Genomic DNA, 24,821 nt, shown 5'->3' with positions numbered 1-24,821 from the left:
GCAGGGTGAGGGGATGACGAAGACTCCGGGTAGCCCCGACATCCGATCGATCCTCGGCCGCGTCACCGTGTTCGGCGCAACCCCGCCCGCCTTCGATCCCGGCACCGCGCCCGCCGACCCGCTCGAGCTCTTCGCCGAATGGCTCGCGGATGCCGTCGACGCGGGTGTCGCCGATCCCAACGCCATGACACTGTCGACGGTGGATGCCGACGGCTCACCCGATGCCCGCGTGCTGATCTTGCGCGACGCAACGCCCGAGGGCTGGTCGTTCGGAACGAGCTCGTCGAGCCCCAAGGGCCAGCAGCTGGCGGCCAGAGGCGCGGCCGCACTGACGTTCTACTGGCCGGCCCGGGGGCGCCAGGTGCGCGTGCGCGGCCGGGTGGTCAAAGGTTCGGCCGAGGAAAACGCCGAGAGCTTCCTGTCGCGCGGCACGGGCGGCCGCGCCGAATCGTTCCTCGGGCGCCAGAGCGACGTGATCGACGACCCCGACGAGCCGCGTCGCGCCCTCGACGAGGTGCGCCAGCGCATCGAGGAGGACCCTGACCTGGTCTCACCCACGTGGACGATCTACAGGGTCGTGCCCGAAACGATCGAGTTCTGGCAGGCGTCCCGCGACCGCTCACACCTGCGGCTGCGCTACCGCGCCGCGGGCGACGCAATCGTCGTCCACGCGTTCCACACGGAGCGGCTCTGGCCCTGAGGCGGGCGTGTCTGCCCTGAGCTCTCGTTAGTGCAACGAAAGAGGGGGCCACCGCCCTTTCCGGCGATGACCCCCTCTTCGTGACTGGTCGCTTAGTGCATGACCGGCTTGTCGTCACCGATCACATCGGCGGGCTTGCGCACGAAGAACGCGGCGGCGACGGCGAACAGCGAGATGATCGCGCCCGTCAGGAACGCGGCACGCGCTCCCCCGGCGCCCGCGACGACCTCGGATGCTCCGGCCGTCGACAGCGCGATGGTCTGAGCCGTCATCATGCCGATGAAGAGCACGGTTCCCGCGCCACCGGCGAGCTGCTGCACGGTGCCGACGATCGCGCTGGCGTGCGAGTAGAGCTGCGGGCGCACCGAGCCGAGCGCCGATGTCAGCAGCGGCGTGAAGAGGAACGCGAGGCCGATGCTCAGCGCGATGTGGGCGCTCAGGATGAGGAAGAACGGCGTGCTCTCGGTGGCCATGCTGAGCCCCCAGAACACGAGGCTCACGAGCGCCGAGGCCGGCACGATGAGCGGCGTGGGGCCGAACTTGTCGTAGAGCCGGCCGACGAACGGGCTCGCGATACCCATCACGAGGCCACCGGGCAGGAGCAGCAGACCGGTCTCGAGCGGTTCGAGCTGCAGAACGCTCTGCAGGTAGATGGGCAACACGATGATGCTGCCGAACATCGCCATCATGCTGACGGCCATGAGGATGATCGAGATGGTGAAGTTCTTCGAGCGGAACGTGCGCAGGTCGAGCAGCGCGTCATCCTTCTTCTGCAGCGCGATCTGGCGCCAGATGAACAGGCCGAGCGCCGCAATGCCGACGACGAGCGGCAGCCACGACGGCATGGCGCTGGCGGAACCGCCCTCTGCGGCCTCGGCGTTGGCACCCTCGCCGAGGGCGTTGAGGCCGTAGACGAGCCCGCCAAACGCGAAGGCCGACAGGACGACCGAGAGCACGTCGAGGGGCATCTTGCGCGGGGTGGTCACGTTCTTGATGAGCAGCGAACCGATGATGAGGGCGGCGACGGCGATGGGCAGCACGATGATGAACATCCACCGCCAGCTGAGCGTGTTGAGGATGATGCCCGAGATCGTGGGGCCGACGGCGGGGGCGACCGAGATGACGATCGAGATGTTGCCCATCATGCGACCGCGGGAGGCGGGCGGAACGATGGTCATGACCGTGGTCATGAGCAGCGGCATCATGATGGCCGTGCCCGTGGCCTGCACGATGCGGCCGGCGAGCAGGATCTCGAAGCCCGGGGCCATCGCGGCGATGAGCGTGCCGATGCTGAAGAGCGTCATGGCGGCGATGAAGACGGGCCGCGTGTTGAAACGCTGCAGCAGGAACCCGGTGATCGGGATGACGACGGCCATGGTGAGCATGAAGCCGGTCGTGAGCCACTGGCCCGTCGAGACGGGGATGCCGAGGTCGCGGTCGAGCGTCGGCAGCGCGACACCCATGATGGTCTCGTTGAGGATGACGACGAAGGCCGAGACGATGAGCACGCCGATGACGACGCGGTTGCGCGCCTGGGTGGCGGCATCATCCGTGTTCGACGTTGCGGTAGCCGAGGCCGAGGCGCGGGCGGGGCCGGCATCGGTGGGGCCGGCGGGCGCCGGTGCGGAACCGGCCTGGCCGGCGGTGAGGTCGGAGGTGCGTTCGGAGGTGCTTGAGGCGGGGCCGTTTTCGGGCGTCGCGCCGCTCTCGGATGAGAGTGTGCGTTCGGTCATGTGTGTTTTCCTGTCAACGGCGTGTCACAAAGTGTTCACGGTGAGGGGTGGGCCGCGTCACGCGGCTCGGGAAGCCGGCGTGGGCGCAGCTTCGCGGAGAATCGAACGTCGTTCCGCCGCCTGGGGCAGTGGGACACCGGTCAGGGATGGTCAACGTTCTCTCCAGTGTGCTCTATTCCGCCGACATCGGGATTAACTTCTCGTGACGGTGCGCCGAGCGCACGGGTTTTCCTCGAACGGGAATGAACCGCATGCCCCGGCATGTTGCGAGAAAGGTTGTCGCCGGTCCACTACCCGAGGAGTTTCATGACGCACACCGTTGATCGTTCGGGCGTGGGCTTCCGGTCTGAGCGCGGCCCAATCCTCATCGCCCTCATGCTGAGCACGGGTCTCGTCGCCATCGACTCGACCATCCTCGCGACCGCGGTGCCGTCCATCGTCGGCGACCTCGGGGGCTTCGCGCTCTTCCCCTGGTTGTTCTCGATCTACCTCTTGGCACAGGCGGTCAGCGTGCCGCTCTATGCGAAGCTCGCCGACACGGTGGGCCGCAAACCCCTCATCCTCATCGGCGTCGGCCTTTTCCTGCTCGGCTCGATCCTGTGCGGTTTCGCCTGGAGCATGCCGGCCCTCATCGCGTTCCGCGCCGTGCAGGGCCTCGGCGCCGGTGCCGTGCAGCCCATGGCCATCACCATCGCGGGCGATATCTATACGGTGGCCGAACGCGCCAAGACGCAGGGCTACCTCGCGAGCGTGTGGGCCATCTCGTCGGTCGTCGGCCCCACGCTCGGCGGCGTCTTCAGCGAGTTCGTGTCGTGGCGCTGGATCTTCTTCGTCAACGTTCCGCTGTGCCTCATCGCCGGGTGGATGCTGTGGCGTCACTTCCACGAAAACATCGAGCGCCGTCGCCACCGGGTCGACTACGCCGGTGCCGTGCTGTTGACGTTCGGCCTGAGTGCCGTCATCCTCGCGGTTCTCGAGGGCGGTCAGGCGTGGGCGTGGAACTCGCCGCAGAGCCTCGCCGCGTTCGGTCTCGGCGCCGTGTTGCTCGCAGCCTTCGTGCTCGTCGAGCGTCGTGCCGCCGAACCCATCCTGCCCCTCTGGGTGTTTTCGCGCCGCCTCTTGCTCACGACCACGTTCGTGTCGCTCGGCGTGGGCGCCATCCTCATCGGGCTGACGTCGTATGTGCCGACCTATCTCGAGGGTTCGATCGGCGTCTCGCCGCTCGTCTCGGGGCTGGCGCTCGCTGCTTTGACGATCGGATGGCCCATCTCGGCGTCGCTCTCGGGTCGCCTGTATCTGCGCATCGGGTTCCGTCGCACGGTTCTCATCGGCATGGTCTTCGCCGTCGCCGGGGCGGCCGTCCTGGTCGCGTTTGCGGGCGCACCGAACCTCATCGTCACGGCCGTCGGATGCTTCGTCGTGGGTCTCGGCCTCGGACTCGTCGCGACGCCGTCGTTGATCGCCGCACAGTCGAGCGTGCCGTGGAACGAGCGGGGTGTGGTGACGGGGACGAACATGTTCGCGCGCTCGATCGGCAGCGCGGTGGGTGTTGCGATCTTCGGGGCGATCGCGAACGCGATCTTCGCGGCCACGCCGAATGGCGACAATGTGCCCTCGGTCGTGGAGTCGGCGTCGGGTGCCGTGTTCGTCGCGGTTCTCGTGTGCGCCGCGGCCACCGTCGTGGCGGCCGTGTTGATGCCGAGGGCGCGTGTCGAGGACATTGAGCACATTCCGGCGGGCGATCCCGCTTAGGGACGCGTTTGCGCGTATTCTTGGCGGGACGAGCCTTTCTGGCTCCGCTACGGAGAGGTCCACCATGGCCGACAAGTCCCCCAAGAAGTCCGGCGCCAAGACGGCCGCCGCAAAGACTCTGAAAGAGAAGCGCACCGAGAAGAAGTCGAAGGCCGCGTCGAAGAGCAAGTCCGACTAAGACTCTTTCGCACATTTCGAGAACCGCAGGGGCCCTGGCTTCTGCGGTTCTTGCGTTCCCGGGGCCGCTTCGGAGGTTCTCGCATCCCAGGGGTGGGTCACCTCTGCGGTTCTCGCCCTTCCGGGGCCGGCTCTGCGATTCTCACGTGCCCGGGGCCGGCTCTGCGGTTCTCGCCTTCCCTCTGTCCCCTCCGCGGGTCCGCGGGCCCGGACCGCTTCCCGCCGGGGAGTCCGCCTCGTCGGCGCGAGGTCACGCTCCGGCTGCCGTCCGCTCAGCCGAAACAAGACCGATCGCGCTGTCGAACGGGCTGACGACGGCGTCTTGCCGCACGGTGCTGGCGCCCGTCGGCCCCGACGTGATGCGCAGCCGCGACGGGATCTGTTCTTTCATGGCGTCGACGTGGGAGATGAGGCCGACGGTGCGCCCGCCCGTGCGCAGGCTGTCGAGGGTGGACAGCGTGATGTCGAGCGTCTCGCGGTCGAGCGATCCGAACCCTTCGTCGACGAAGAGCGTTTCGAGCGTGATCCCGCCGGCGCGACTCGTCACGATCTCGGCGAGGCCGAGCGCCAGGGCGAGGGAGGCGAGGAACGTCTCGCCGCCCGACAGCGACGCCGTGGCCCGGGCCCTGCCGGTGTATTCGTCACGGATGGCGAGCCCGAGCCCGGACGATGCCCCGCGGTAGGCGCGTGAGTCGTCGTGCTCCAGCCGGAACCGCCCGCTCGTCATGGTGTGCAGGCGCGCGTTGGCGGCGGCGATGATCTCTTCGAGTTCGGCCGCGAGCACATACGCCTCGAGGTGCATGCGCTTGTCGTTCGGCTCCTTGCCTTCGACGGCGTTGGCCAGGCCCCTGATGGTGGTGTAGGCGGCGAGCTGCTCGCCCCCGGTGCGCAGGGTCTCGCTCGCTTCGGCGACGATGGCGTCGAGCGTGCGCTGGCGCTCCCGCACCGCGGCGTGCACATCGGATGCCTGAGCCACGCGTTCGCGAGCCCGGTCCCGTTCCTCGTTGACGACTCCGACATCGATCGGTTCGTCGGGCAACCCCAGCAGCTCGGGCTCGGCGAGGGTCGCTTCGGCGGCGGCCAGGCCGGCGTCGTGCTGACGAACCGTTGCCGTGTGGGCGGCCTGCTCCCCCGGTTCGAGGTGCGCGGCGCGCAGCTCGTCGAGTGAGGAGAAGTCGCTGTCGGCCAGTGCCCGTGCCACGGCGGCGCGGGCCTGTTGGAGCGCCTGTTCTGCGGCTTCGGCGGTTTCAGCGGCCGTGAGGAACCGCGCGGCGACCGACACGGTCTGCCGGATGCTATCCGCACGGTCGGCGACCGTGTCGAAGCTGCCGCGCTGGCTGGTGACGCGGTCTCGAGCCTCGGCCAGTCGGCTCTTCAGCCCGGCGAGCGTGTCGGCCACGACCGCCCGCTCGAGGTGCAGCTGTTCGGATGCGGCTGCTGCCTCGGTGTGCTCCGTGTCGAGGCGTTGTCCCTCCCGGTCGAGCCTCGCCGCTTCTGCTCGCGCCGCTTCGGCCGCGTCGAGCGCTGCGGTCTGGCCCTCGAGTTCCTGGCTCAGGTCGTCGGGCGTGCGCCCCGACGACGCGATCTTCAGCGCCGCAACCTCGTCGTCGGCGGCGCGGCGGCGGTCAGCGGCCTTCTGAGATTTCTTGTCGGCGCGTTCGACGCGCGCCCGGCCGTCCTCCAGCGCCTCGTCCGTGACCGCTTCGCCGTCAGCGACGGCGGGCTGCGGATGTTCGCGCGAACCGCAGACCGCGCACGGCTCACCGGGCTCGAGCTCCGCTGCGAGATGCGCGGCGTCGCCGTTGAGGCGGCGTGAGAAGAGGTCGCTCAAGTCCTGGGCGGCGCGCGCATGCTCGGAGACGGCGTCCGCTTCGGCCCGCAGAGCTTCGGCTGCGGCCAGCCCGGCGCGTTCGCCCGCTCGCGCCGCTTCCAGTTTGCGCGCCAGGTCGTCGACGCGCGCCGCCAGATCGTCGTGTCGGGCTGCCGTGAGACGCGCCGCGTCGCGCCGGGCGCGGAGGTCGTTCTGCATTTCGGGCAGCACATCGAGTCGCGCGCGCAGGTCCGCGGCGCGGGCGTCGATGTCGAGCAGACGCTCATCGGCGGCCGCGAGCTCAGAGGCCAGCGTCACGGCCCGCTCCTCATCGCGCAGGGCCTCGGCCATCGCGCCCAGCGTGCGGTTCAGCTCGTCGACGAGCCCGGCTACGCGTTCTGCCGTGGGCACGTCGGCGGCGCCAGCGACGTTCAACGCCTCCGCGGCACCGCCATCCGCGAGCAGGCCATCTGCGGCGTCGGCCAGCCGAACCTGCGCCCGCGAGACATCCGCATCGGCACTGTCGACACCGTCGAGAAGGGACCACAATGCGTGCGCCCGCTCGTGGGCCGCCAGCCGCGCACGGAGCGTGGCGATGTCGGCCGCCTGTTCGCCGAGCCGTTCGAGCGTCGCCGCGGCGTCGGCTCGGCGAGCATGCCGCCGGGCGATGTCTTTAGCGTCCGCGACACGTCCATCGGCCTCGTCCAGCTGCCTCGTCGCGTGATCGAGCGCCGAACGGGCAGACGCGACTCGCGGCGCGAGAGAGCGGGCGACGCGGTCGAACCACTCGCGGTCGGGCTCGGCCGGCGCGGAGAGAGCCGCCTCGGGCGCGCCGTCGGCGCCGAGCGTGCCATCGCCCTCGAGCGTGCCATCGGTCTCGAGCGTGCCATCGGTCTCGAGCGTGCCATCGGTCTCGAGCGTGCCATCGGTCTCGAGCGTGCCATCGGTCTCGAGCGTGCCATCGGTCTCGAGCGTGCCATCGGTCTCGAGCGTGGCCGTTGCGACGGCCCGGTCGGCGAGCCTGCGCAGCGCATCGCCGAGGGCCTCGACCTCGCCCTTCAGCGCCGCGCGGCGATCGGCGAGGATCTGTTCGAGGTCGCCGAAGCGGCGTGTGCCGAAGAGGCTGCGCAACACCTGCAGGCGATCGTCGTTCTTCGCCAGCAAAAACTCTTGGAAGCGGTTCTGCGCCAGCAGGATGACCTGCAAGAACTGATCTTTGTTCAGCCCGACGATGCGGTCTATCTCGGGAAAGACGTCGACCGGCCGGGCCGCGATGCCCCGCCACTCGCCGGCCTCGAGCCGCTCCAACACGGCCGTCTGCTTCTGTGTCGTGAGCCCACCGCCACGCTTGGCCGGGCGCACGTATTCGGGCGTGCGCGTCACCCGGTAGCGATCTGCGTGCACCGAGAACTCGAGCGTGACGAACGAGGGGTCCTCGGGCGCGCAATAGTCGCTGCGCAGACGCGTCTGGCTCGGGCCGCCGTCGAAACGCGGCACGGCGTTATAGAGCGCGAAGCAGATGGCGTCGAGAATGGTCGACTTGCCCGCACCCGTCTTGCCCGAGATGAGGTAGATGCCGTCGTCTTCGAGCGCATCGAAGTCGATGTGCTGCTCGGCCTTGTAGGGCCCGATGCCGGCAAACGTGAGCGCGTTGATCTTCACGAGGCCACCCCGTCCGCGTCGAGCTCGCCGAGCGCGTCGAGCACCAGCTCGCGCTCGGCGGCGGTGAGAGCCTGCCCGTTGCGCACGTGGCCCAGGAAACCGTCGACGATGTCGAGGTCGCTCTTCTGGGCGATGCGCGCCGCATAACTTTCGGTCGAAGCGGGCGCCGTCGTCGCCGGTCGGTGCTCGAGGGTGGCGCACCACGGGAAACGCGCGCGCAGGCGGGCCATGGCGTCGAGGGGCCTCACATCGTCGGTCAGGATGGCGGATACCCAGTCATCCTCGGCCGGCGCGAACCGGTCGAGCGTCAGCAGCTCATCGATGGTGCCCGTCAGAACCGACAGGCGGCGCGGGATCGGAAGGTCGACCCACCGCGCCCCCGCGAAGCCGTCGTCGTCGAGGTCGACGATCCAGACGCCCCGCGGCTTGCCCGCCTCGGAGAAGGAGTAGTGCAGAGGTGCCCCCGAATAGCGGATGCGTTCGGTCAGCACAGCCCGACCGTGGATGTGGCCGAGCGCCACGTAGTCCGGCCCGTCGAACACGTCGAGCGACACGATGTCGAGCCCGCCGGCCGTGATGTCCCTCTCGACATCCGATGCCTCGTCGGGGGCGCCGACCGCGCCCACGAAGCTGTGTGAGGCCACGATGTATCGACCCCCGCGCGCCTCGGCGTCGTCGCGCACGCGCTGCATGACGCGCGCCAAGACGTCGTTGTGCCGACGCAGGGTCTCGCCGGGAAAGAGGTGGCGCACGAGCGAGGGCTCGAGATAAGGGATGCCATAGATGTGCACGCCATCGACCGTGACGGGCTCGAGCATGCGCTCGGGATCGGTCAACACGTGGATGCCGGCGAGCCGCGCAAAGCTCGACTGAAACCCGAGCCGCGCCGCAGAGTCGTGATTGCCGCTCGTGGCGACCACCACGGCGCCGGCCTCGCGCAGAGCGGTGAGCGCGGCCGTGAGTACGCGGAAGTGCTCGCCCGACGGCATTGCCGAATCGAAGATGTCACCCGCGACGACGACCACGTCGACCCGCTCATCGCGCACGATCTGGGCGAGCGACTGCAACACCCCGTGCAACGCATCGACGGTGGCGTGGCCGTGGAACGTGCGGCCGATATGCCAGTCGGAGGTGTGCAAGATGCGCATGCGTCGAGCCTACTGAGCACCCCCGACATCCGGGGCGGGGCACGGCGGCACCATACGCGGCAGAGGCGGTCCGCGCTATCCCCTTTTCACGGTTCACCGGGTGGCGTTGGATGAATATCAGCGGCCGTCATCGCGCCGCTTCGACACGGTATGGAGGCATCACATGAGCACGACAGACGGATCGACCCCCGGCGTCCAGTCCCACGTTCCCGGTGAAGACGACAGCGACAGCTCGATCGGCGGCGTGGCTCCCGATGGCACGGCGCTCAGCCACGTCGACGACGACTCCCTCCCCGCCCAGGACGGCCTGAGCTCCGGCGGCGACACGGTCGCCGACGACGCCGACACCGCTGACGGCGACACCGCCGACGCGCAGACCGACGCGGATGTCGCGGCCGATCTCGACGCCGCCGACGAGACCGACTCCCCCGAACACCGTTCGGGAACGGGCGACAACGCCCCCGAAGACGTCGACGGCCCGGGTGCGGCCGACGAGGGAGCCGCGCCGAGCGGGTCAGCCGCCGAACAGGGCGACGACGCCGTGCGGGCCGCGCAGGCCAGCGCCTTCACGCACCCCTGACCCACAGACCGCACGAACCCCGCGGAGGACCCCGATGAGCGACAATCTGACCCCGGCCGATCTCGATATCGACCCGTCGACCGGCTCGCCCGTGCAGCTCTACCGCTGGCTGCTGGCCAGCCTGCTCTTCGGGCGCCGCATCCAGCAGGAGATCGCCGCGCAGACCTACCGCACGCTCATCGACCACAGCTTCACGTCGCCCGCGCGCTTCTCGGAAGTGGGACGCGAGCAGTTCCGCCGCATCCTCGACGAGGGCGGCTATGCCCGGTTCGACTACATCATGACCGACGAGCTGCGCGATGTGATGCCCCGCCTGGCCGAAGAATACGGCTCGGTGCACCACCTCGTCGCCTCGTCATCCGACCGCGATGAATTGATCGACCGCCTGACGGCGTTCAAGGGCATCGGGCCCGTGACGGCGCGCATCTTCGCCGACGCCATGCCGTCACATCTCTACGGCACGGCGCAGCCCTCGGGCGTCAGCAGCTGAGCTGACCTCAGCCCTCGCGGGCGGCCCTCAGCAGCGCGACATCCAGCTTGTCCATCTGCATCATGGCTTCCATGACACGACCGGCCACTCCGGGCCGCGGGTCGGAGAGACCCTCATCGAGGGCCGCGGGAACGACCTGCCACGACAGACCGAACTTGTCGACGAGCCATCCGCACCGACTCGGCGCGCCGCCGTCGGCGATGAGCGAATCCCAGATGTGGTCGATGCGCTCCTGCGTGTCGGCGCGCACGAACAACGAGATCGCCGGCGTGAACTGATACATGGGCCCGCCGTTGAGGGCGTTCATTTCGAGACCCTCGAGCACGAACGACACGGCCAGCGCCTGCCCGGCCTGCGGCGTGCCCTCGGGATAGCGCGACACGTTCGTGATGCGCGAATCGTCGAAGATCGACACATAGAGCTCGGCGGCCTCTTCGGCACGGCCGTCGAACCAGAGGAACGGGCTGATGGTCTGCATGGTCGTCATGCTAGACCTCGCCCGCTCCCCCGGCTACAGCTGGCTATCAGCCGCAGTTGGCGACCGGCGACGGCTCTAGTACTTGTAGGACTGCCCGCCGTCGATGGGGATCACGGTGGCGTTGACGAACGAGGCCTCGCCCGACAGCAGGAACGCGACGACGGCTCCGACCTCGTGCGGCTTGCCGAAACGCTTGGCCGGGTTGACGCTCACGAACTCGGTGCCGGCCTCTTCCCAGTTCACGGGGTCGATCTGCTTGAGGGATGCCTCGACCATGGGCGTCATGATGGCGCCGGGGGCGATGGCGTTGATGGTGATGCCGAACTGGCCATATTCGATGGCCGAGTTGCGGGTCAGGCCCACGACGCCGTGCTTGGCGGCCGCGTAGCCGGACTGGTTGCCGACGCCGCGGATGCCGCCGACGGAGGCCGTGTTGACGACCGAGCCGAAGCCCTGCTCCTTCATGACCTTCAGCACGTGCTTGAGGCCGAAGAAGACGCCGTTGAGGTTGATGCCGATGACCTTGGCGAACTCGTCGCTGCCGTACTCCTCGGTCAGGTTCTGCTTACCTTCGATGCCGGCGTTGTTGTAGAAACCGTCGATCTTGCCGAAGCGTTCGACGGTCTTCGCGACGTAGTTCTCGACATCCTCTTCTTTCGAGACGTCGGCCGTGATCGTCTCGAGCTGGGCGTCGGGTGCGACCTCGAGGATGGCCGCCTTGACGTCGTCGAGACCCTGCGCATTGAGGTCGACAAGCGAGAGCGCGCCGCCCTCGCGAGCGATGTGGAGTGCGGTGGCCTTGCCGAGACCGGAGGCCGCGCCGGTGATCAGGACGACTTTGCCCTCGAACCGTGTCATGAGTGAAACCTTTCTTTTCGACATCTGTCGATTAGGTTCCAGCGTACGCCTCTTTTCGGCCGCTCGTCAGGCCCCCAGCTGCCCCACTCTGTCGATGCGCACGACAGCCACACCCTGCTCGTCCGACTCGGCCAGATCGACCGTCGCGCTGATGCCCCAGTCGTGGTCGCCCGCGGGATCCGCCAGGATCTGCCGCACGACCCAGGCCCCCGGCTGCTCGTCGACCAGCAGCAACGAGGCACTGCGCGCCGCGGCATCCGTTCCGATGGGCGACAGGGGGCGGGATGACTCGGTGTCCTCGTATTCGGCGAAGAACCCGTCGAGGGCGTCGCGCCAGGCATCCGCGTCGAACCCCGAGGCAGCATCGAGTTCGCCGAGCGCCTCGTAGTCCTCGCGCGCCGCCAACTGCACCCGCCGGAACATCTCGTTGCGCACCAGCACCCGAAAAGCGCGCACGTTGTTGGTGAGCCGCTTGGGCGCGGGCGGCACCACGCTGTCGGGGTCGCCCGGATCGAACGACGGGTGGACGAGCTCCTCCCACTCGTCGAGCAGACTCGAATCCACCTGCCGCACCAGCTCGCCCAGCCACTCGATCAGGTCGCGCAGCTCGTCGGTCTTCGCCTCGTCGGGGATGGTCTGACGCGCCGCCCGGAACGCGTCGGACAGGTAGCGCAGCACGAGCCCCTCCGACCGCGCGAGCTTGTAGAAGGAGATGAAGTCGCCGAAGGTCATGGCGCGCTCGTACATGTCCCGCACGACCGATTTGGGACGCAGCTCGAAGTCGCCGATCCAGGGCTGCGTGGCCGAATAGGTCTCGAACATGGCGTCGAGCATCTCCTCGAGGGGCTTCGGATGCGTGATCCCCTCGAGAATCTCCATGCGCTCGTCGTATTCGATGCCGTCGGCCTTCATCTGGGCCACGGCCTCGCCGCGCGCCATGAACTGCTGCGCCGAGAGCACGGGCCGGGGGTCGTCGAGCGTCGCCTCGAGCACCGAGATGGTGTCGAGCGCATAGTTCTCGTTCTCGGGGTCGAGCACGTCGAAGACGGCCAGCGCGAAGGGCGATAGCGGCTGGTTGAGCGCGAAGTTGGGCTGCAGGTCCACGGTCAGGCGGATGGTCGCACGCCCGCCATCCGGGCTCTCGATCTGTTCGACGATCTCGGCCGTGCGCAGGCTGCGATAGATCGACAGCGCCTGCCGCAGCAGAGCCAGCTGTCTGGCGCGCGGCTCGTGGTTGTCCTCGAGCAGGGTGCGCACGGTGGTGAAGACGTCGCCGCCCTGCCCGATGAGGTTGAGCATCATGGCGTGCGTGATCTGCATGCTCGACGTGAGGGTCTCGGGTTCGGCCGCGACGAGACGCTGGAAGCTGGGCTCGCCCCACGACACGAAACCGTCTGGCGCCTTCTTGCGCACGATCTTGCGGATCTTCTTGGGATCGTCGCCCGCCTTGGCGATGGCCTTCGCGTTCTCGGTCTCGTGCTCGGGGGCCTGCACGACGACCGTGCCGGCGGTGTCGTAACCGGCTCGGCCCGCGCGCCCCGCGATCTGGTGGAATTCGCGCGCGTTGAGCTGACGCATCCGTTGCCCGTCGTATTTGGTCAGGGCGGTCAGGAGCACCGTGCGGATGGGCACGTTGATGCCGACGCCCAGCGTGTCGGTGCCGCAGATGACACGCAGGAGACCCTTCTGTGCCAGCTGCTCGACGAGGCGGCGGTACTTGGGCAACATTCCCGCGTGGTGCACACCGATTCCCGAGCGGATGAGGCGGGACAGCATCTTGCCGAACGACGTCGTGAAGCGGAAACCCCCGATGAGGTCGGCGATGGCATCGCGCTGTTCGCGCGTGACGACCTTGATGCTCGTCATGGCCTGCGCGCGTTCGAGGGCCGCGAGCTGCGAGAAGTGCACGATGTAGATGGGCGACTGGCCGGTCTGCAGCAGGTCTTCCACGGTCTCGTGCACGGGCGTCTTGGCGTAGTAGTAGTGCAGCGGGACGGGTCGCTCGACTCCCGTGACCGTGGCGGTCGGGCGCCCGGTGCGCGCCGTGAGGTCTTTGGCCAGCCACTCGACGTCTCCGAGCGTGGCCGACATGAGGAGGAACTGGGCCTTCGGCAGCGTGAGGAGCGGCACCTGCCAGGCCCAACCCCGATCGGGGTCGGAGTAGAAGTGGAACTCGTCCATGACGACCTGGCCGACGTCGGCCGCGTCGCCCTGCCGAAGTGCGAGGTTGGCGAGAATCTCGGCCGTGCAGCAGATGATCGGCGCGTCGCCGTTGACCGACGAGTCACCCGTGACCATGCCCACGTTCTCGGCGCCGAAGATTTCGACCAACGCGAAGAACTTCTCGCTGACGAGCGCTTTGATGGGGGCGGTGTAGTAGCTGCGCTTACCCTCCGCGAGGGCTGCGAAATGGGCGCCGATCGCGACGAGCGATTTACCCGTTCCGGTGGGGGTCGAGAGGATGACGTTGGCGCCCGTCACGATCTCGAGCACCGCCTCCTCCTGCGCAGGGTAGAGCGAGAGGCCGCGGCCGCCCGCCCACTCCTCGAAACGCTCGAACACGACATCCGGGTCGTAGCTGTCGGGCAGGCGGGCCGTGAGTGTGGGCGCGGGCGACACGGATGCTGCAGCCTGATCGTCCGCGGAATCGGCCGCGCGATCGTTCGTGGGATCGGTCGCCGAAGCGGGGACGGAGGTGGTGTCGTCGGCAGGTTCGGCGTCAGTCATGATGCTTCGATCCTGCCCTACTGTCGGGTTTCCTGTCGGACGTCTCTCCTACACTGCACTCATGCCCTCGCTCGATCCGACCGCCGAACTGCGCGCCCTGCCCCTCGGCACGCGCGTCGTGGTGCGCTGGGCGCTGCGTGACGGCATGCCAGAGGCCGACGGCATCCATCGCTATACGGATGCCTTGGGCCTGCTCATCGCGCGTGACGAATCGGGCATCGGCGTCGAGACGACACGCGGCCTCGTGCACATCGGCTGGGGTGACGTGTTGGCCGGCAAACGCGTGCCCGACCCGCCCGTGAGGCGCACCAGCAACAGGAGTATTTCGTGACCGAGACCCACTGGATCGTCGACATCCTTCTCGTGATTCTGCTCGTGTCCTATCTCGTCTATGGCTACCGCGTGGGCATTCTGCGCACGCTCTTCGGCATCGCGGGTCTCGTGCTCGGAGGCATTGCGGCGTACTTCGTGGTGCCGCTCGCGGCGACCGCCGTTCCGCCCGAGTGGCGGGTGCTCACGGTGATCGTCGTGGCACTGCTGCTGCTGTCCCTGGGCTTCACGATCGGCACAACGATCGGGCGCGTGCTGCGGCGCGGCGTGCAGATCGTCAAACTCGGTTTCGTCGACCGGCTGCTGGGGGCCGCGGCCAACGTCGTGGTCGGCGCCCTCGTGCTCGGCCTCGTGGCGTCGCAGGTGAGCGCACTCGGCGTGCCGGCGCTCACCCAGATGACGGCGTCCTCCGCGGTCATCAAGGCCATCGACGGTCTCACGCCCGATCCGGTCAAGACGTGGCTTGCGCAGGTGCGCACGGCGGCCGTCGACGACGCGCTGCCCTGGATCACCGAGGCGCTCGGCGTGCCGAGCGAGACGCCCGATGTGCCCGATGTGGCCACCGATTCAGCCTCCCTCGCCGCCTCGGCCGATTCGGTCGTGCGCATCTCGGGCACGGCCGCCGAATGCGGGCTCGGACTCACGGGTTCTGGTTTCGTCGTGTCCGACGACCGCGTCGTCACCAACGCGCACGTGCTGGCGGGCGTCACCGACCCCGTGATCGAGGCGCCCAACGAGTTGCCTCGGCCGGGGCGTGTCGTCTACTTCGACCCGGTCGACGATCTAGCCGTCATCGCCGTCGACGACCTGGATGCGCGGCCCATTCCCCTGGGCCAGAACCTCGCCGCGGGGGCCGACGCCGTGGTCGACGGGTATCCGCACGGCGGGCCGTTCACGACCGGCCCGGCTGGAGTGCTGAGCGTGAGCTCGTTGCGCGTTCCCGACATCCGCAACGAATCGTCGAGCGACCGCAGCGTGTACACCCTGGCCGCCAACGTGCAGCCCGGCAACTCGGGTGGGCCGCTGCTCGCCACCGACGGCACGGTCGTGGGCGTCGTGTTCGCGCGCGCGACGACGGTGCAGAACGTCGGCTACGCCATGACGCTCGACGAGCTGTCCCCCGTGGCCGCGCAGGCCGCCGCGCTCGACGCCCCCGTGTCGTCGGGCGGCTGCATCCGGGAGTAGACGAGGTTCAGCGGGGTCCACGCCCGTCACGCTCCGGGCGAACGGGTCCCAGCCCACTCCGCTCGTGACGCACCCGCGAACGTCAGCCGTGGCGAGTAAACTCGCCCAGTGCACGAACATGACTTGACTTCCGCTCCGGAGACCGACGAGACCACCGATCGGGGCGAATCCGACGGCGCCACTGGCCCCGTCGGCGCATCCGGCATCGACCCGGCCGATCTCGAGACCACGCTGCGCACCCTGGCGTCGCTCAACACGATCGACGACCAGCATCCCGATTTCATCGCCGTGCGCCGCGCCACCGCGAACATGTTCAAATCCGTGAAGGTCTCGCGCCGGGCCGAGAAGCGCCAGCGTATCAGCGCCGCCGACCGGGCTGTCGTCGCCGCCACCGCCACGGGCGCTCCCGACCGCATCGACGACGAGACGCGCGGCATCGAGCTGGCCATCACGGCCGCGGCCCCCACCGCGGGAACGCTGCTCAAGGCGCGTCCCTGCTACATCTGCAAGGAGCGCTACACCGAGGTCGACGCGTTTTATCACCAGCTGTGCCCGCGCTGCGCGGCGCTCAGCCACCAGAAGCGCAACGCGCGCACCGACCTCACGGGCCGCCGCGCGCTGCTCACGGGCGGCCGCGCCAAGATCGGCATGCACATCGCCCTGCGGCTACTGCGCGACGGCGCCCATACAACCATCACGACGCGTTTTCCCCGCGACGCCGTGCGCCGGTTCCAGGCCCTGCCCGATTCGGGCGAGTGGCTGCACCGCCTGCGCATCGTGGGCATCGACCTGCGCGACCCCGCCCAGGTGATCGCCCTGGCCGATTCGGTGGCCGAGCGCGGGCACCTCGACATCCTCATCAACAATGCGGCCCAGACCGTGCGCCGCTCGGCGGGCTCCTACTCGCTGCTTGCCGATGCCGAGACCGCGCCGCTGCCCGACGGCCCGCTGCCCGAGCTCTCCACGTTCGGCCACACCAACGACCAGCACCCCATGGCCCTCGCGGCCTCGGTGGCCGGGCATCCGATCCTGGCGGGCGTCACCCCGGCGCGCCGCGGCGACGACGCCCCCGCGCTGACGCCCACCGACATCGCGACGCTCGCCATGACGGCCGGGTCGTCGAGCCTCGACAAGCTGGCCGACGGCACGGCCATCGACGCGGGCGGCCTCGTGCCCGACCTGCACGCCGTCAACTCGTGGACCCAGAACGTGGACGACGTCGACCCGCTCGAGATGCTCGAGGTGCAGCTGTGCAACACGACGGCTCCGTTCATCCTGGTCGGCCGTTTGCGCCCGTCGCTCAAGGCCTCGCCCGCCCGCCGCACCTACATCGTCAACGTCTCGGCGATGGAGGGCGTTTTCGGGCGCGGCTACAAGGGCCCCGGGCATCCCCACACCAACATGGCCAAGGCCGCGCTCAACATGCTCACGCGCACGAGCGCTAAAGAGATGCTGGATGACGGCATCCTCATGACCAGCGTCGACACCGGGTGGATCACCGACGAACGCCCCCACCCCACCAAGGTGCGGCTGGCCGAAGAGGGTTTCCACGCGCCGCTCGACCTGGTCGACGGAGCTGCCCGCGTCTATGACCCGATCGTGCGCGGCGAGGCCGGCGAAGACCTGACCGGATGCTTCCTGAAGGATTACGAACGCTCGCAGTGGTGACGCTGCGGTCGATGTCGACCCGAAGCGATGCTTCATGCAAACGCATGGAATAGATCCGGGGTCGCGGGCGCTGAGGTGGGTATGAAGAAAATCGGCTTCCTCTCGTTCGGCCACTGGCAGCCCGTGCCGGGCTCCCTCACGCGCACCGCGCAAGACGCGCTGCTGCAGAGCATCGACCTGGCCGTGGCCGCCGAAGAGATCGGCATCGACGGCGCTTTCGTGCGCGTGCACCACTTCGCGCGCCAGCTGGCCTCGCCGTATCCGCTGCTCGCCGCCATGGCCGCGCGCACCAAGACCATCGAACTCGGCACGGGTGTCATCGACATGCGTTACGAGAACGGATGCTACGCCGCCGAAGAGGCCGCCGCCACCGACCTGATCTCGGGCGGGCGACTGCAGCTCGGCGTGAGCCGGGGATCGCCCGAGACGGCGCTCAACGGTTCGGAATCGTTCGGCTATGTGCCGGCCGACGGCCAGACCGACGCCGATCTCGCGCGCGAGCACACGGCCGACTTCCTGCGCGGACTCGAGGGCCACGGCATCGCGCCCGCCAACCCGCAGGCCACAGGAACCCGGGCACTCTTGCCCCTGACGCCACAGTCCCCCGGGCTGCGCCAGCGCATCTGGTGGGGGTCGGGAACCCGCGGCACCGCCACGTGGACCGCCGAGCAGGGCATGAACCTCATGTCATCCACGCTCTTGACCGAAGACACCGGCGTGCCGTTCGGTGACCTGCAGGCCGAGCAGATCCAGCTGTTCCGGGATGCCTGGGCCACCGCCGGTTGGGACTGGGAACCGCGCGTCTCGGTGAGCCGCAGCATCCTGCCCATCACGACGGACCAGGACCGCGCCTACTTCGGCAACCTCGCCACGCGCGAGCGCCAGGACCAGGTCGGCTACATCGACAACTCGATCGCGCGCTTCGGCAAGAGCTACGTCGGCGAACCCGACAAGATCGTCGAAGAGTTGCTCGGCGACGCGGCCGTCATGGCCGCCGACACGCTGCTCGTCACGGTGCCCAACCAGCTGGGCGTCGACTACAACGCGCACCTGCTCGAGACCATCGCGCGCGACATCCGCCCGGCCCTGCAGTAGCGCCTCGGTGCGCCGAAGCCGTCGGGCGAGACCCGGCGCGCTTCGGTAGCGTGGGGGTATGGATGACGTGAGCGAGGTCGAGTTTCGACGGGCGCTGGAGGCGGCGCAGGAGGCGTGTCTGGCGTTGCCGAACGCCCTCGAGGAGTATCCGTTCGGCGAGGAGACCGCCGTGTTCAAGGTGAGCGGCAAGATGTTCGCCATGATCGGGATGACCGAGCTGCCGACGACGATCACGCTCAAGGTGATGCCCGATCACGGCGAGGCGCTCGTGCGTGATCATCCCGCCGTGCGGCCCGGGTATCACATGAACAAACGTCACTGGGTGACGGTCGATCTGGCCGGCGACGCTGATGCGACCTTCGTCGAGGACCTCGTGGGCAACTCCTACGACCTCGTCGTGGCGAAGCTGCCGCGGCATGCCCGACCCGCGGTCGAACGTTCGGCGTCGCTGCCGAAGAACGCGCGGCGCTAGTACCCTCGCACTCCCATGCGGGTGTCAGGGGTGGGGGTTAACGTCGCCCTATGGGCACACTCACGAACGTGTGGAGATCGCATCTCCTGTCGACGCTGTCGGGCGACGACGACGGGCGCCCCTACTGGGTCGAGTCGCTCGAGACGGGCAATGACGCCGGATACTTCGGGCCCGGGTCGGCGTCGTGGACCGTGCACGCCGGCATCTCGACGATGGTCGCCGGCATTCGAGCATTGCTCATGCAGACGTTGCACCCGGGGGCCATGGCGGGCGTGCACGATTGGTCGCGTTATCAGGAAGATCCGCTCGGGCGGCTGTCGGGCACCATTCAGTGGTTGCTCACGGTGACCTATGGCGATCGGGCTTTGGCTCAGCAGGCGTCGACGCGGGTGGGGCGCTTCCACGATCGCGTGGTCGGCACGTATGTCGATGCTCGCGGCGAAGAGCGGCCCTACGCGGCGGGCGATGCCGAGCTTCTCTCGTGGGTGCACGTCGTGTTCACCGACGCGTTCTTGCGGTCGCACGAGACGTGGGGTGGCAGCATCCCGGGCGGTGCCGATCGTTATGTCGACGAATGGGCCACGGCGGGCGAGCTGATCGGTGTCGCTGACGCGCCGCACAGCGAGGCTGAGCTGCGCGCTCAGCTCGAGGCGTTCCGCGCCGACGGCACGCTGATGGGCGGCGAACGCGTCGACGAGGCCGTGAGGTTCATTCGCAATCCGCCGCTACGCAAGGGGATGATGCCGGCCTATCGCGTCATGTTCGCGGGCGCCGTCGCCACCATCCCTCGCGAGTATCGGCAGATGCTGGGGCTCAAGCGATCGCCGCTGCCCGTCGTCACGGCGACTCGCCTCGTGTTGGGGCTCGTGCGAATCGTGCTCGGGCCGAGCTCGACATCCGAGCGGGCTGCGCGCAAGCGGATCGCGTCACTCCGGTCGACCGCAGTCTGACACATCGCGGCCGGACTGGCCCATCACCCGCGATGGCGCCCAGGAGTCCGGGATCGTGAGCGGAAGAGAAGTTCTTCGCCGGAAAGCGTTTCGCGGCGAATTCGACGAAGTTCAGTCGGGGCGACGCAGGCTATGGACATCTGAGCCCAAGAAGCCGGTGGGGCCGTCGCATCAAACGACGACCCCACCGGACGCGAACTGTTGCGGCTACGGTTAGCCGTTGGGCAAGATGACCGCGCGGCCGCGGATCGAGCCCTCGTGCAGGCGCTCGTAGGCCTTCGGGCCGTCGTCGATGCTGAACGTTTCGGTTTCGACGCTCAGCTGACCGCGGCGGGCCATGTCGAGAACCTCGATGAGTTCGCCGCGCGAACCCCAGTACGGCACGCGCAGTGCCGCGTCGTAGGCGATCGTGCCGAAGCCGACCGAGGCCGTTCCGCCGCCGATACCCACGATCGTGACGTCACCGCCCGTTGCCACCGACGCGGTCGCGATCTCGACGGTCGGCTGCACACCCACGAAGTCGAAGACGGCCTCAGCGCCCAGGCCATCCGTCAACTCTTTGATCGTGTCGACGGCGTTCTTGTCGCTCAGGATGGCGTGGTGTGCGCCGACCTCTTTCGCCAGCGCGAGCTTCTCGTCGTTGACGTCGAGGGCGATCACGGTGGCGCCGGAGAGCGCACGGATGATCTGGATGCCCACGTGCCCGAGGCCGCCCGTACCGATGACGACGGCCGTCGAACCGGCGCCGAGCTTCGGCAGCGACTGCTTGATGGCGTGATACGGGGTAAGGCCGGCATCCGTCAGCGAGACGTTCTTGGCGGGGTCGAGGTCGCCGAGCGGGACGAGGTGCCGCGGGTCGTCGATGAGCATGTACTCGGCCATCGAGCCGGGCGAACCGAGGCCGGGAGGGGTGATGCCCTCGGCGGCGGCGTTGGTGCAATAGTTCTCTTTGCCCTCGGAACAGTTGTGGCAGCGGCCGCAACCCCAGGGACCGTAGACCGCGACGGCGTCGCCGACCGAGAGGTGCTCGACGCCTTCGCCGAGCTCGTGCACGACGCCCGTGCCCTCGTGGCCGAGCGTGAGCGGCAGTCCGTAGATGTACTGATCCTCGGGAAGACTCATGATGAACTCGTCGGAGTGGCAGACGCCCGCGGCGGTCACCTTGAGGAGCACCTGTCCGGGGCCGACCGTCGGGATGGGGATGTCCACGACCTCTGGCTTCGACCCGATCTTCGTGTACTGCAACGCTTTCATCGTCATCCCTTCGGTTTCGTATGTATCGGGTGCTTCGGTGAACGCCGCTCATCTTCGACGGTATCGCGGCGGGCCGTTCAACTAAACGGGTTGACGGCAGCGCGAGGCAGAGTCGAGGTCTCGGCGCGGCTCAGGGAGGAGGGCCCCCAAGCGGTGGTGGCCAGGAGTGGCCGTGCGCCGGGTGGCCGGGTCAGCGAACAGGGGTTGCCAGAGGGCCGTGTGCGCGGTGACGGCGAAGCGCCAGTACTGCTCCTGCGCCGAGCGCGAGGAGAGCGAATGCGGCGATCTGACCGAGCTGGGTGCCCGAGAAGGCTAGGGCGCTCGCCGTCGAATTAGCTGGGGAGACTCCGGCGCCGTTGCCGTTACCCGCGGTGCCGCCGCCCATGTCCGGTCCGCCCGGCACGGCCGGAGAGGTGGGTGTGGTCGGGGTGCTCGGCTCGCCCGGGGCCTCGAGCACGGCGAAGGCCACGGTCGACAGGAAGACGTCGCCCCCGCCCGCGTTGGTGACACCCTCGACCGCCCCATACGTGAGGCCTTGAATCTGAACCGTGTCGGCACCTGCCGCCGCCGCGAACAGGTTCGCTTCGTCGTATTCGTCGGCGCCATCACGCGCCACGCTGCCGAACTGCGTCGCGGTTCGGATGTTTCCGCCCGCCGCGAGATCGAGCGCGAAGACGTCGACGCTCCCCGCGGATGCTTGGAACCGGCCGTCGGTGTGGCCGACCAACAGCGTCGCGCCGTCTGCGCCCGCGACGAGCGCCGCCGTACGGTCGTCACCCGGGGTGCCGTATTGCCGCATGCCCGAGACCGTGCCCGCGCCGTCGACGTCGGCGACGAACGCGTCGTTGCCGCCCGCCGACGGTGTCGTCGCCAGCGCTCCGCCTGTGAAACCGGCGGCCTGCCAGCTGCTGCCGCGCGCGAGCAGGGCGCTGACCTGATCAGACGAGTCGGTGCCGATCTGCGTGACGAAGGTCGGCCCGGCGGCCAGATCGTTGCCGAAACCGGCTAACCAGCCATCCGTTCCGCCGTGGGCGGTTGTGCTGGGCATCGCGCCCGTCGTGACACCGCCAAGGGCCAACCGGCCGTCCTCGGAGCGCGCGATTGCAAGCGTTTTATCTTCGCCCGCGCCGCCGAATTGATGGGTGCTCGCCACGGCGCCGTCGCGGCCCACGTGCATAACCAGAGCATCCTTGTCACCGGCCGGGATTGCGTCGCCGACTCGGCCGGAGGTGTAACCCGCGAGGAACGCTCCGCCCGCACCGTCACCGACGATCGCGTAGGCCCGGTCGGCGGCCGCCGGGTCGCCCGCCGTGGTCGTCCAGAGGACTGTGCCGTCGGTCGAGAGCGCGGCCGCGAGCACGTCGTCGTTCTGCGCGCCGGCGTGATCGACGCGCTGATAGCCGCCCACGATCACCGAACCATCCTCACCTTCGACGAGGCCGTAGGCGCGTTCGTTGAGCGGCGACGCGATGGCCGTCGTCCACTGCACGGCGCCCGCCGACGACCGCTTCTGCACGAGGATGTCGGTGCCGCCCGCCGAGCTGTGGCCCCAGGCATCCCCCGCCGCGGTTATCGCCTCGACGACGCTGCCGTCGGCCAGGGTGAGGATGCCGCTCGCGCGATCGTCGCCTGCCGAACCCGTTTGCGATCCCGTGAACGGAGTGGGAGGAGTGGTCGAGAGGCGGGGGCCGATGTCGGTGAGGCCCTCGGCAAAACCGCGCGCCCAGACATCCCAATCGTGGCCGCCGTCGTACGTGCGCATCTCGGCCGTGATGCCGGGGACCCGTTTCGCCCGGTTGTACAGCGTTGCGGCCTCGTAGTCGAGGTCGTGGATGGCGTCTTCAGGCTTCGGGTTGGCGTATTCGTCGTCGCCGACAGCGATGAACAGGTGGACGGGCAGCGCGGGGTCGAAGGCGTCGAGCGCGGCCGGGTAGGCGAGCTCCTGGTAGCGGGCCTCGTCGTAGAGGGCGTCGCCGCGACCGTAGGCGCCGAATTCGCGCGTGGAGGAATCGACGGGTGTGCTCGGCACGTAGACGGCGGGTGACAACACGAGCGCCGACGAGAACAGATCCTGGTGGGCGGTTGCGAAGCGCAGGGCTCCGGCGCCGCCCATCGAGTAGCCGCCGACAGCTCGGCCCGCGCGGTCGTCGACGGTGGGGTAAGTGGCGTCGATGTGGTCGACGAGGTCGGTCGTGAACGCCGTCTCGACGGCCTGGCCCGGCGTGGTGTTGGCGGCCCCTCCGGTGTAGAGCGAGTCGACGTAGTAGCTGCCTCGGCCCGACCAGGGCGCGTCGGGCATGACGACGATGAGCGGCGGCACCTGGCCGTCGGCAATCATCGAGTCGAGCTTCGGGGCGACCTGCTGCCACGCGGCCTGCGTGTCGCCGCGGCCGTGCAGCAGGTAGAGCGTCGGGTAGCGCTCGGCGGCGTCGGCGTCGAAACCGGCGGGCAGGTAGGTCGTGTAGTCGATGCCGCCCGCGACGGTGTCGGTGTCGACATGCCCCGGGACGAGCTGGCTGGTGGGCGCGGCGGCGGTTTTCGCCAGGCCGAACGTCGGCTCGGCGAGCGCGGTCGCGCTCGAGACGGCCGTTGCCGACGACGTGCCGGCGAGGGCCAGCGCGCCGGCCAGGGCGAGACTTGCGGCGAGGCTAGCGGATGATTTCCACGACATTGTGGCTCCTGATGATTCGGTTGTGAGGTATTCGGTTGTGGGTGATGGAGGAGGACTGCTCAGGTGACGGCTGCGGTGGCGTTCTTCCGCGCGATGATGCTGCGGGCCCGCCCGATCATGGCGGGGTCTACCATCTCGCCGCTCGCCAGAGTCGTCACTCCCCCGTCGCGCATGGCCTCGAGCACCTGTTCGGCCCAGACGACCTCGGCCGGCTCGGGTCGGAAAGCGCTCGCGATGACAGCAAGCTGAGTCGGATGGATGGCCACGCGCCCGAGCCATCCTCGGGTTGCCCCATCGGCGGTGTCGGCACGCAAACCCGCCTGGTCGCGGATATCGGGGTAGGCCGACATCATGGGCGCGTCGAGACCGGCGGCGCGGGCAGCGAACAGCACACGCGTGCGGGCGTAGCCGATGACATCCGGATGCCGGGTGGCGAGGTCGCTCGCCAGGTCAGACTCCCCCAGGGCCAAACGGGTCACCGCGGGGTGCGACGCGATCTCAAGGGCCCGTTCGACGCCCAGAGCCGTCTCGAGAATGGCCGTCACGGCGATGTGCTGGCCACAGCCCGGGCTGACATCGTCCAGCAGGTGGATGACGCGATCCACGTCCGAGGCCGCCTCGACTTTCGGCAGCCTGATCTCAACCGGGCGCGCGGCCCCGTCTGTCTGCAAGATTGGGGCGATGGCCGCGAGGTCGTCAGCGAGGAACGGACCGGCGTTCACCCGCACCTGGATGAGCGTCTCTCCGCGCGCACCGAGGCTCCCTCGCGCATCGGCATCGGCATCGGCATCCGTATCGGCGTCAGCATCCGTATCGGCATCGGCATCGGCATCGGCATCGGCATCGGCATCGGCTGTGACCTCGGCTTTGCCGCTTCTCTCGTCGCGGAGACCCGCGCCCCGCTCGGCAAACGCCGCCACGATCGTCTCGCGCGCCTCAGCCTTCTGCGCCACCGGTACGGCATCCTCCAGGTCGAGGATGACGAGATCGGCGCCCGACGTGAAGGCCCGCTCGAAGCGGTCGGAGCGGTGGCCGGGCACATACAGACCCGTGATCGGCGGGAAGTCAGGCATCCGGTCGT

The 24,821-nt window shown here is 68.8% G+C and carries 19 protein-coding genes; 10 read left to right on the top strand and 9 right to left on the bottom strand.

What is annotated here, in order from left to right:
* Positions 1 to 13: 13 nt before the first annotated feature.
* The gene (locus tag ALI44B_RS01685; RefSeq protein ID WP_077053049.1) at positions 14 to 700 is read left to right on the top strand and encodes a pyridoxine/pyridoxamine 5'-phosphate oxidase; all 687 of its coding nucleotides are present in this window, start codon (positions 14 to 16) and stop codon (positions 698 to 700) included.
* 92 nt (positions 701 to 792) lie between these two features.
* Here ALI44B_RS01685 and ALI44B_RS01680 read toward each other — a convergent pair whose 3' ends face one another.
* Positions 793 to 2,433: an MDR family MFS transporter gene (locus ALI44B_RS01680; protein ID WP_083709401.1), complete on the bottom strand. Its 1,641-nt coding sequence runs from the start codon at positions 2,431 to 2,433 to the stop codon at positions 793 to 795.
* Positions 2,434 to 2,739: 306 nt separating this feature from the next.
* Here ALI44B_RS01680 and ALI44B_RS01675 point away from each other — a divergent pair, with 306 nt between their 5' ends.
* Positions 2,740 to 4,185, top strand: coding sequence for an MDR family MFS transporter (locus ALI44B_RS01675; protein WP_077053048.1), 1,446 nt, complete (start codon positions 2,740 to 2,742; stop codon positions 4,183 to 4,185).
* Positions 4,186 to 4,612: 427 nt separating this feature from the next.
* Here ALI44B_RS01675 and ALI44B_RS01670 read toward each other — a convergent pair whose 3' ends face one another.
* Both ALI44B_RS01670 and ALI44B_RS01665 read right to left on the bottom strand, forming a co-directional pair.
* Positions 4,613 to 7,834, bottom strand: a complete 3,222-nt coding sequence (locus tag ALI44B_RS01670) for an AAA family ATPase (RefSeq protein ID WP_077053047.1) — start codon at positions 7,832 to 7,834, stop codon at positions 4,613 to 4,615.
* Entirely contained in the window at positions 7,831 to 8,982 is a 1,152-nt protein-coding gene (locus tag ALI44B_RS01665) for an exonuclease SbcCD subunit D (protein ID WP_077053046.1), read from the bottom strand. Before ALI44B_RS01665 ends, ALI44B_RS01670 begins: the two co-directional genes overlap by 4 nt.
* Positions 8,983 to 9,145: 163 nt before the next feature.
* On the opposite strand from ALI44B_RS01665, the gene ALI44B_RS01660 reads away from it, so the two are divergent.
* Positions 9,146 to 9,562 (top strand): hypothetical protein, encoded by a 417-nt coding sequence (locus ALI44B_RS01660; protein WP_077053045.1) that lies wholly within the window; start codon positions 9,146 to 9,148, stop codon positions 9,560 to 9,562.
* A gap of 34 nt (positions 9,563 to 9,596) precedes the next feature.
* Positions 9,597 to 10,052, top strand: a complete 456-nt coding sequence (locus tag ALI44B_RS01655; protein WP_077053044.1) for a DNA glycosylase family protein — start codon at positions 9,597 to 9,599, stop codon at positions 10,050 to 10,052.
* 7 nt (positions 10,053 to 10,059) lie between these two features.
* On the opposite strand, the gene ALI44B_RS01650 is transcribed toward ALI44B_RS01655, so the two are convergent.
* From ALI44B_RS01650 to ALI44B_RS01640, 3 genes are all read right to left on the bottom strand, one after another.
* Positions 10,060 to 10,530, bottom strand: coding sequence for a VOC family protein (locus ALI44B_RS01650; protein WP_077053889.1), 471 nt, complete (start codon positions 10,528 to 10,530; stop codon positions 10,060 to 10,062).
* Between the two features lie 75 nt (positions 10,531 to 10,605).
* Positions 10,606 to 11,388, bottom strand: a complete 783-nt coding sequence (locus ALI44B_RS01645; RefSeq protein WP_077053043.1) for an SDR family oxidoreductase — start codon at positions 11,386 to 11,388, stop codon at positions 10,606 to 10,608.
* Between the two features lie 66 nt (positions 11,389 to 11,454).
* Entirely contained in the window at positions 11,455 to 14,115 is a 2,661-nt protein-coding gene (locus ALI44B_RS01640) for a DEAD/DEAH box helicase (RefSeq protein ID WP_083709399.1), read from the bottom strand.
* 61 nt (positions 14,116 to 14,176) lie between these two features.
* Here ALI44B_RS01640 and ALI44B_RS01635 point away from each other — a divergent pair, with 61 nt between their 5' ends.
* The 6 genes from ALI44B_RS01635 to ALI44B_RS01610 all read left to right on the top strand — a co-directional run bounded on the left by ALI44B_RS01635 (position 14,177) and on the right by ALI44B_RS01610 (position 19,815).
* Entirely contained in the window at positions 14,177 to 14,446 is a 270-nt protein-coding gene (locus tag ALI44B_RS01635; protein ID WP_077053042.1) for a putative acetyltransferase, read from the top strand.
* On the top strand, positions 14,443 to 15,630 hold the full coding sequence (locus tag ALI44B_RS01630) for a MarP family serine protease (protein WP_238591976.1): 1,188 nt from the start codon (positions 14,443 to 14,445) through the stop codon (positions 15,628 to 15,630). Before ALI44B_RS01635 ends, ALI44B_RS01630 begins: the two co-directional genes overlap by 4 nt.
* Before the next feature lie 204 nt (positions 15,631 to 15,834).
* Positions 15,835 to 17,298: an SDR family NAD(P)-dependent oxidoreductase gene (locus tag ALI44B_RS01625; protein ID WP_077053886.1), complete on the top strand. Its 1,464-nt coding sequence runs from the start codon at positions 15,835 to 15,837 to the stop codon at positions 17,296 to 17,298.
* Between the two features lie 81 nt (positions 17,299 to 17,379).
* Complete coding sequence (locus ALI44B_RS01620) at positions 17,380 to 18,393, top strand: LLM class flavin-dependent oxidoreductase (protein WP_077053041.1); 1,014 nt, start codon at positions 17,380 to 17,382, stop codon at positions 18,391 to 18,393.
* 58 nt (positions 18,394 to 18,451) lie between these two features.
* Positions 18,452 to 18,865, top strand: coding sequence for an MmcQ/YjbR family DNA-binding protein (locus ALI44B_RS01615; protein ID WP_077053040.1), 414 nt, complete (start codon positions 18,452 to 18,454; stop codon positions 18,863 to 18,865).
* A 50-nt stretch (positions 18,866 to 18,915) separates the two neighbouring features.
* Complete coding sequence (locus tag ALI44B_RS01610) at positions 18,916 to 19,815, top strand: oxygenase MpaB family protein (RefSeq protein WP_077053039.1); 900 nt, start codon at positions 18,916 to 18,918, stop codon at positions 19,813 to 19,815.
* Positions 19,816 to 20,028: 213 nt separating this feature from the next.
* On the opposite strand, the gene ALI44B_RS01605 is transcribed toward ALI44B_RS01610, so the two are convergent.
* From ALI44B_RS01605 to ALI44B_RS15475, 3 genes are all read right to left on the bottom strand, one after another.
* Positions 20,029 to 21,069 (bottom strand): NAD(P)-dependent alcohol dehydrogenase, encoded by a 1,041-nt coding sequence (locus ALI44B_RS01605; RefSeq protein WP_077053885.1) that lies wholly within the window; start codon positions 21,067 to 21,069, stop codon positions 20,029 to 20,031.
* A 190-nt stretch (positions 21,070 to 21,259) separates the two neighbouring features.
* Positions 21,260 to 23,740, bottom strand: a complete 2,481-nt coding sequence (locus tag ALI44B_RS01600; RefSeq protein ID WP_077053038.1) for an alpha/beta hydrolase-fold protein — start codon at positions 23,738 to 23,740, stop codon at positions 21,260 to 21,262.
* Positions 23,741 to 23,799: 59 nt separating this feature from the next.
* Complete coding sequence (locus ALI44B_RS15475) at positions 23,800 to 24,813, bottom strand: HpcH/HpaI aldolase/citrate lyase family protein (RefSeq protein WP_143458927.1); 1,014 nt, start codon at positions 24,811 to 24,813, stop codon at positions 23,800 to 23,802.
* Positions 24,814 to 24,821: the final 8 nt, after the last annotated feature.

Source organism: Leifsonia sp. ALI-44-B, assembly GCF_001984125.1.
Classification (GTDB): domain Bacteria; phylum Actinomycetota; class Actinomycetes; order Actinomycetales; family Microbacteriaceae; genus Okibacterium.
This window is presented reverse-complemented; position numbering and strand designations above follow the sequence as displayed.

Excerpts from the sequence above, each read along its gene's own strand:
- ALI44B_RS01685 (WP_077053049.1), top strand. The coding sequence starts at position 14 with ATGACGAAGACTCCGGGTAGCCCCGACATCCGATCGATCCTCGGCCGC.
- ALI44B_RS01680 (WP_083709401.1), bottom strand. The coding sequence starts at position 2,433 with ATGACCGAACGCACACTCTCATCCGAGAGCGGCGCGACGCCCGAAAAC.
- ALI44B_RS01675 (WP_077053048.1), top strand. The coding sequence starts at position 2,740 with ATGACGCACACCGTTGATCGTTCGGGCGTGGGCTTCCGGTCTGAGCGC.
- ALI44B_RS01665 (WP_077053046.1), bottom strand. The coding sequence starts at position 8,982 with ATGCGCATCTTGCACACCTCCGACTGGCATATCGGCCGCACGTTCCAC.
- ALI44B_RS01660 (WP_077053045.1), top strand. The coding sequence starts at position 9,146 with ATGAGCACGACAGACGGATCGACCCCCGGCGTCCAGTCCCACGTTCCC.
- ALI44B_RS01655 (WP_077053044.1), top strand. The coding sequence starts at position 9,597 with ATGAGCGACAATCTGACCCCGGCCGATCTCGATATCGACCCGTCGACC.
- ALI44B_RS01650 (WP_077053889.1), bottom strand. The coding sequence starts at position 10,530 with ATGCAGACCATCAGCCCGTTCCTCTGGTTCGACGGCCGTGCCGAAGAG.
- ALI44B_RS01645 (WP_077053043.1), bottom strand. The coding sequence starts at position 11,388 with ATGACACGGTTCGAGGGCAAAGTCGTCCTGATCACCGGCGCGGCCTCC.
- ALI44B_RS01640 (WP_083709399.1), bottom strand. The coding sequence starts at position 14,115 with ATGACTGACGCCGAACCTGCCGACGACACCACCTCCGTCCCCGCTTCG.
- ALI44B_RS01635 (WP_077053042.1), top strand. The coding sequence starts at position 14,177 with ATGCCCTCGCTCGATCCGACCGCCGAACTGCGCGCCCTGCCCCTCGGC.
- ALI44B_RS01620 (WP_077053041.1), top strand. The coding sequence starts at position 17,380 with ATGAAGAAAATCGGCTTCCTCTCGTTCGGCCACTGGCAGCCCGTGCCG.
- ALI44B_RS01615 (WP_077053040.1), top strand. The coding sequence starts at position 18,452 with ATGGATGACGTGAGCGAGGTCGAGTTTCGACGGGCGCTGGAGGCGGCG.
- ALI44B_RS01610 (WP_077053039.1), top strand. The coding sequence starts at position 18,916 with ATGGGCACACTCACGAACGTGTGGAGATCGCATCTCCTGTCGACGCTG.
- ALI44B_RS01605 (WP_077053885.1), bottom strand. The coding sequence starts at position 21,069 with ATGAAAGCGTTGCAGTACACGAAGATCGGGTCGAAGCCAGAGGTCGTG.
- ALI44B_RS01600 (WP_077053038.1), bottom strand. The coding sequence starts at position 23,740 with ATGTCGTGGAAATCATCCGCTAGCCTCGCCGCAAGTCTCGCCCTGGCC.
- ALI44B_RS15475 (WP_143458927.1), bottom strand. The coding sequence starts at position 24,813 with ATGCCTGACTTCCCGCCGATCACGGGTCTGTATGTGCCCGGCCACCGC.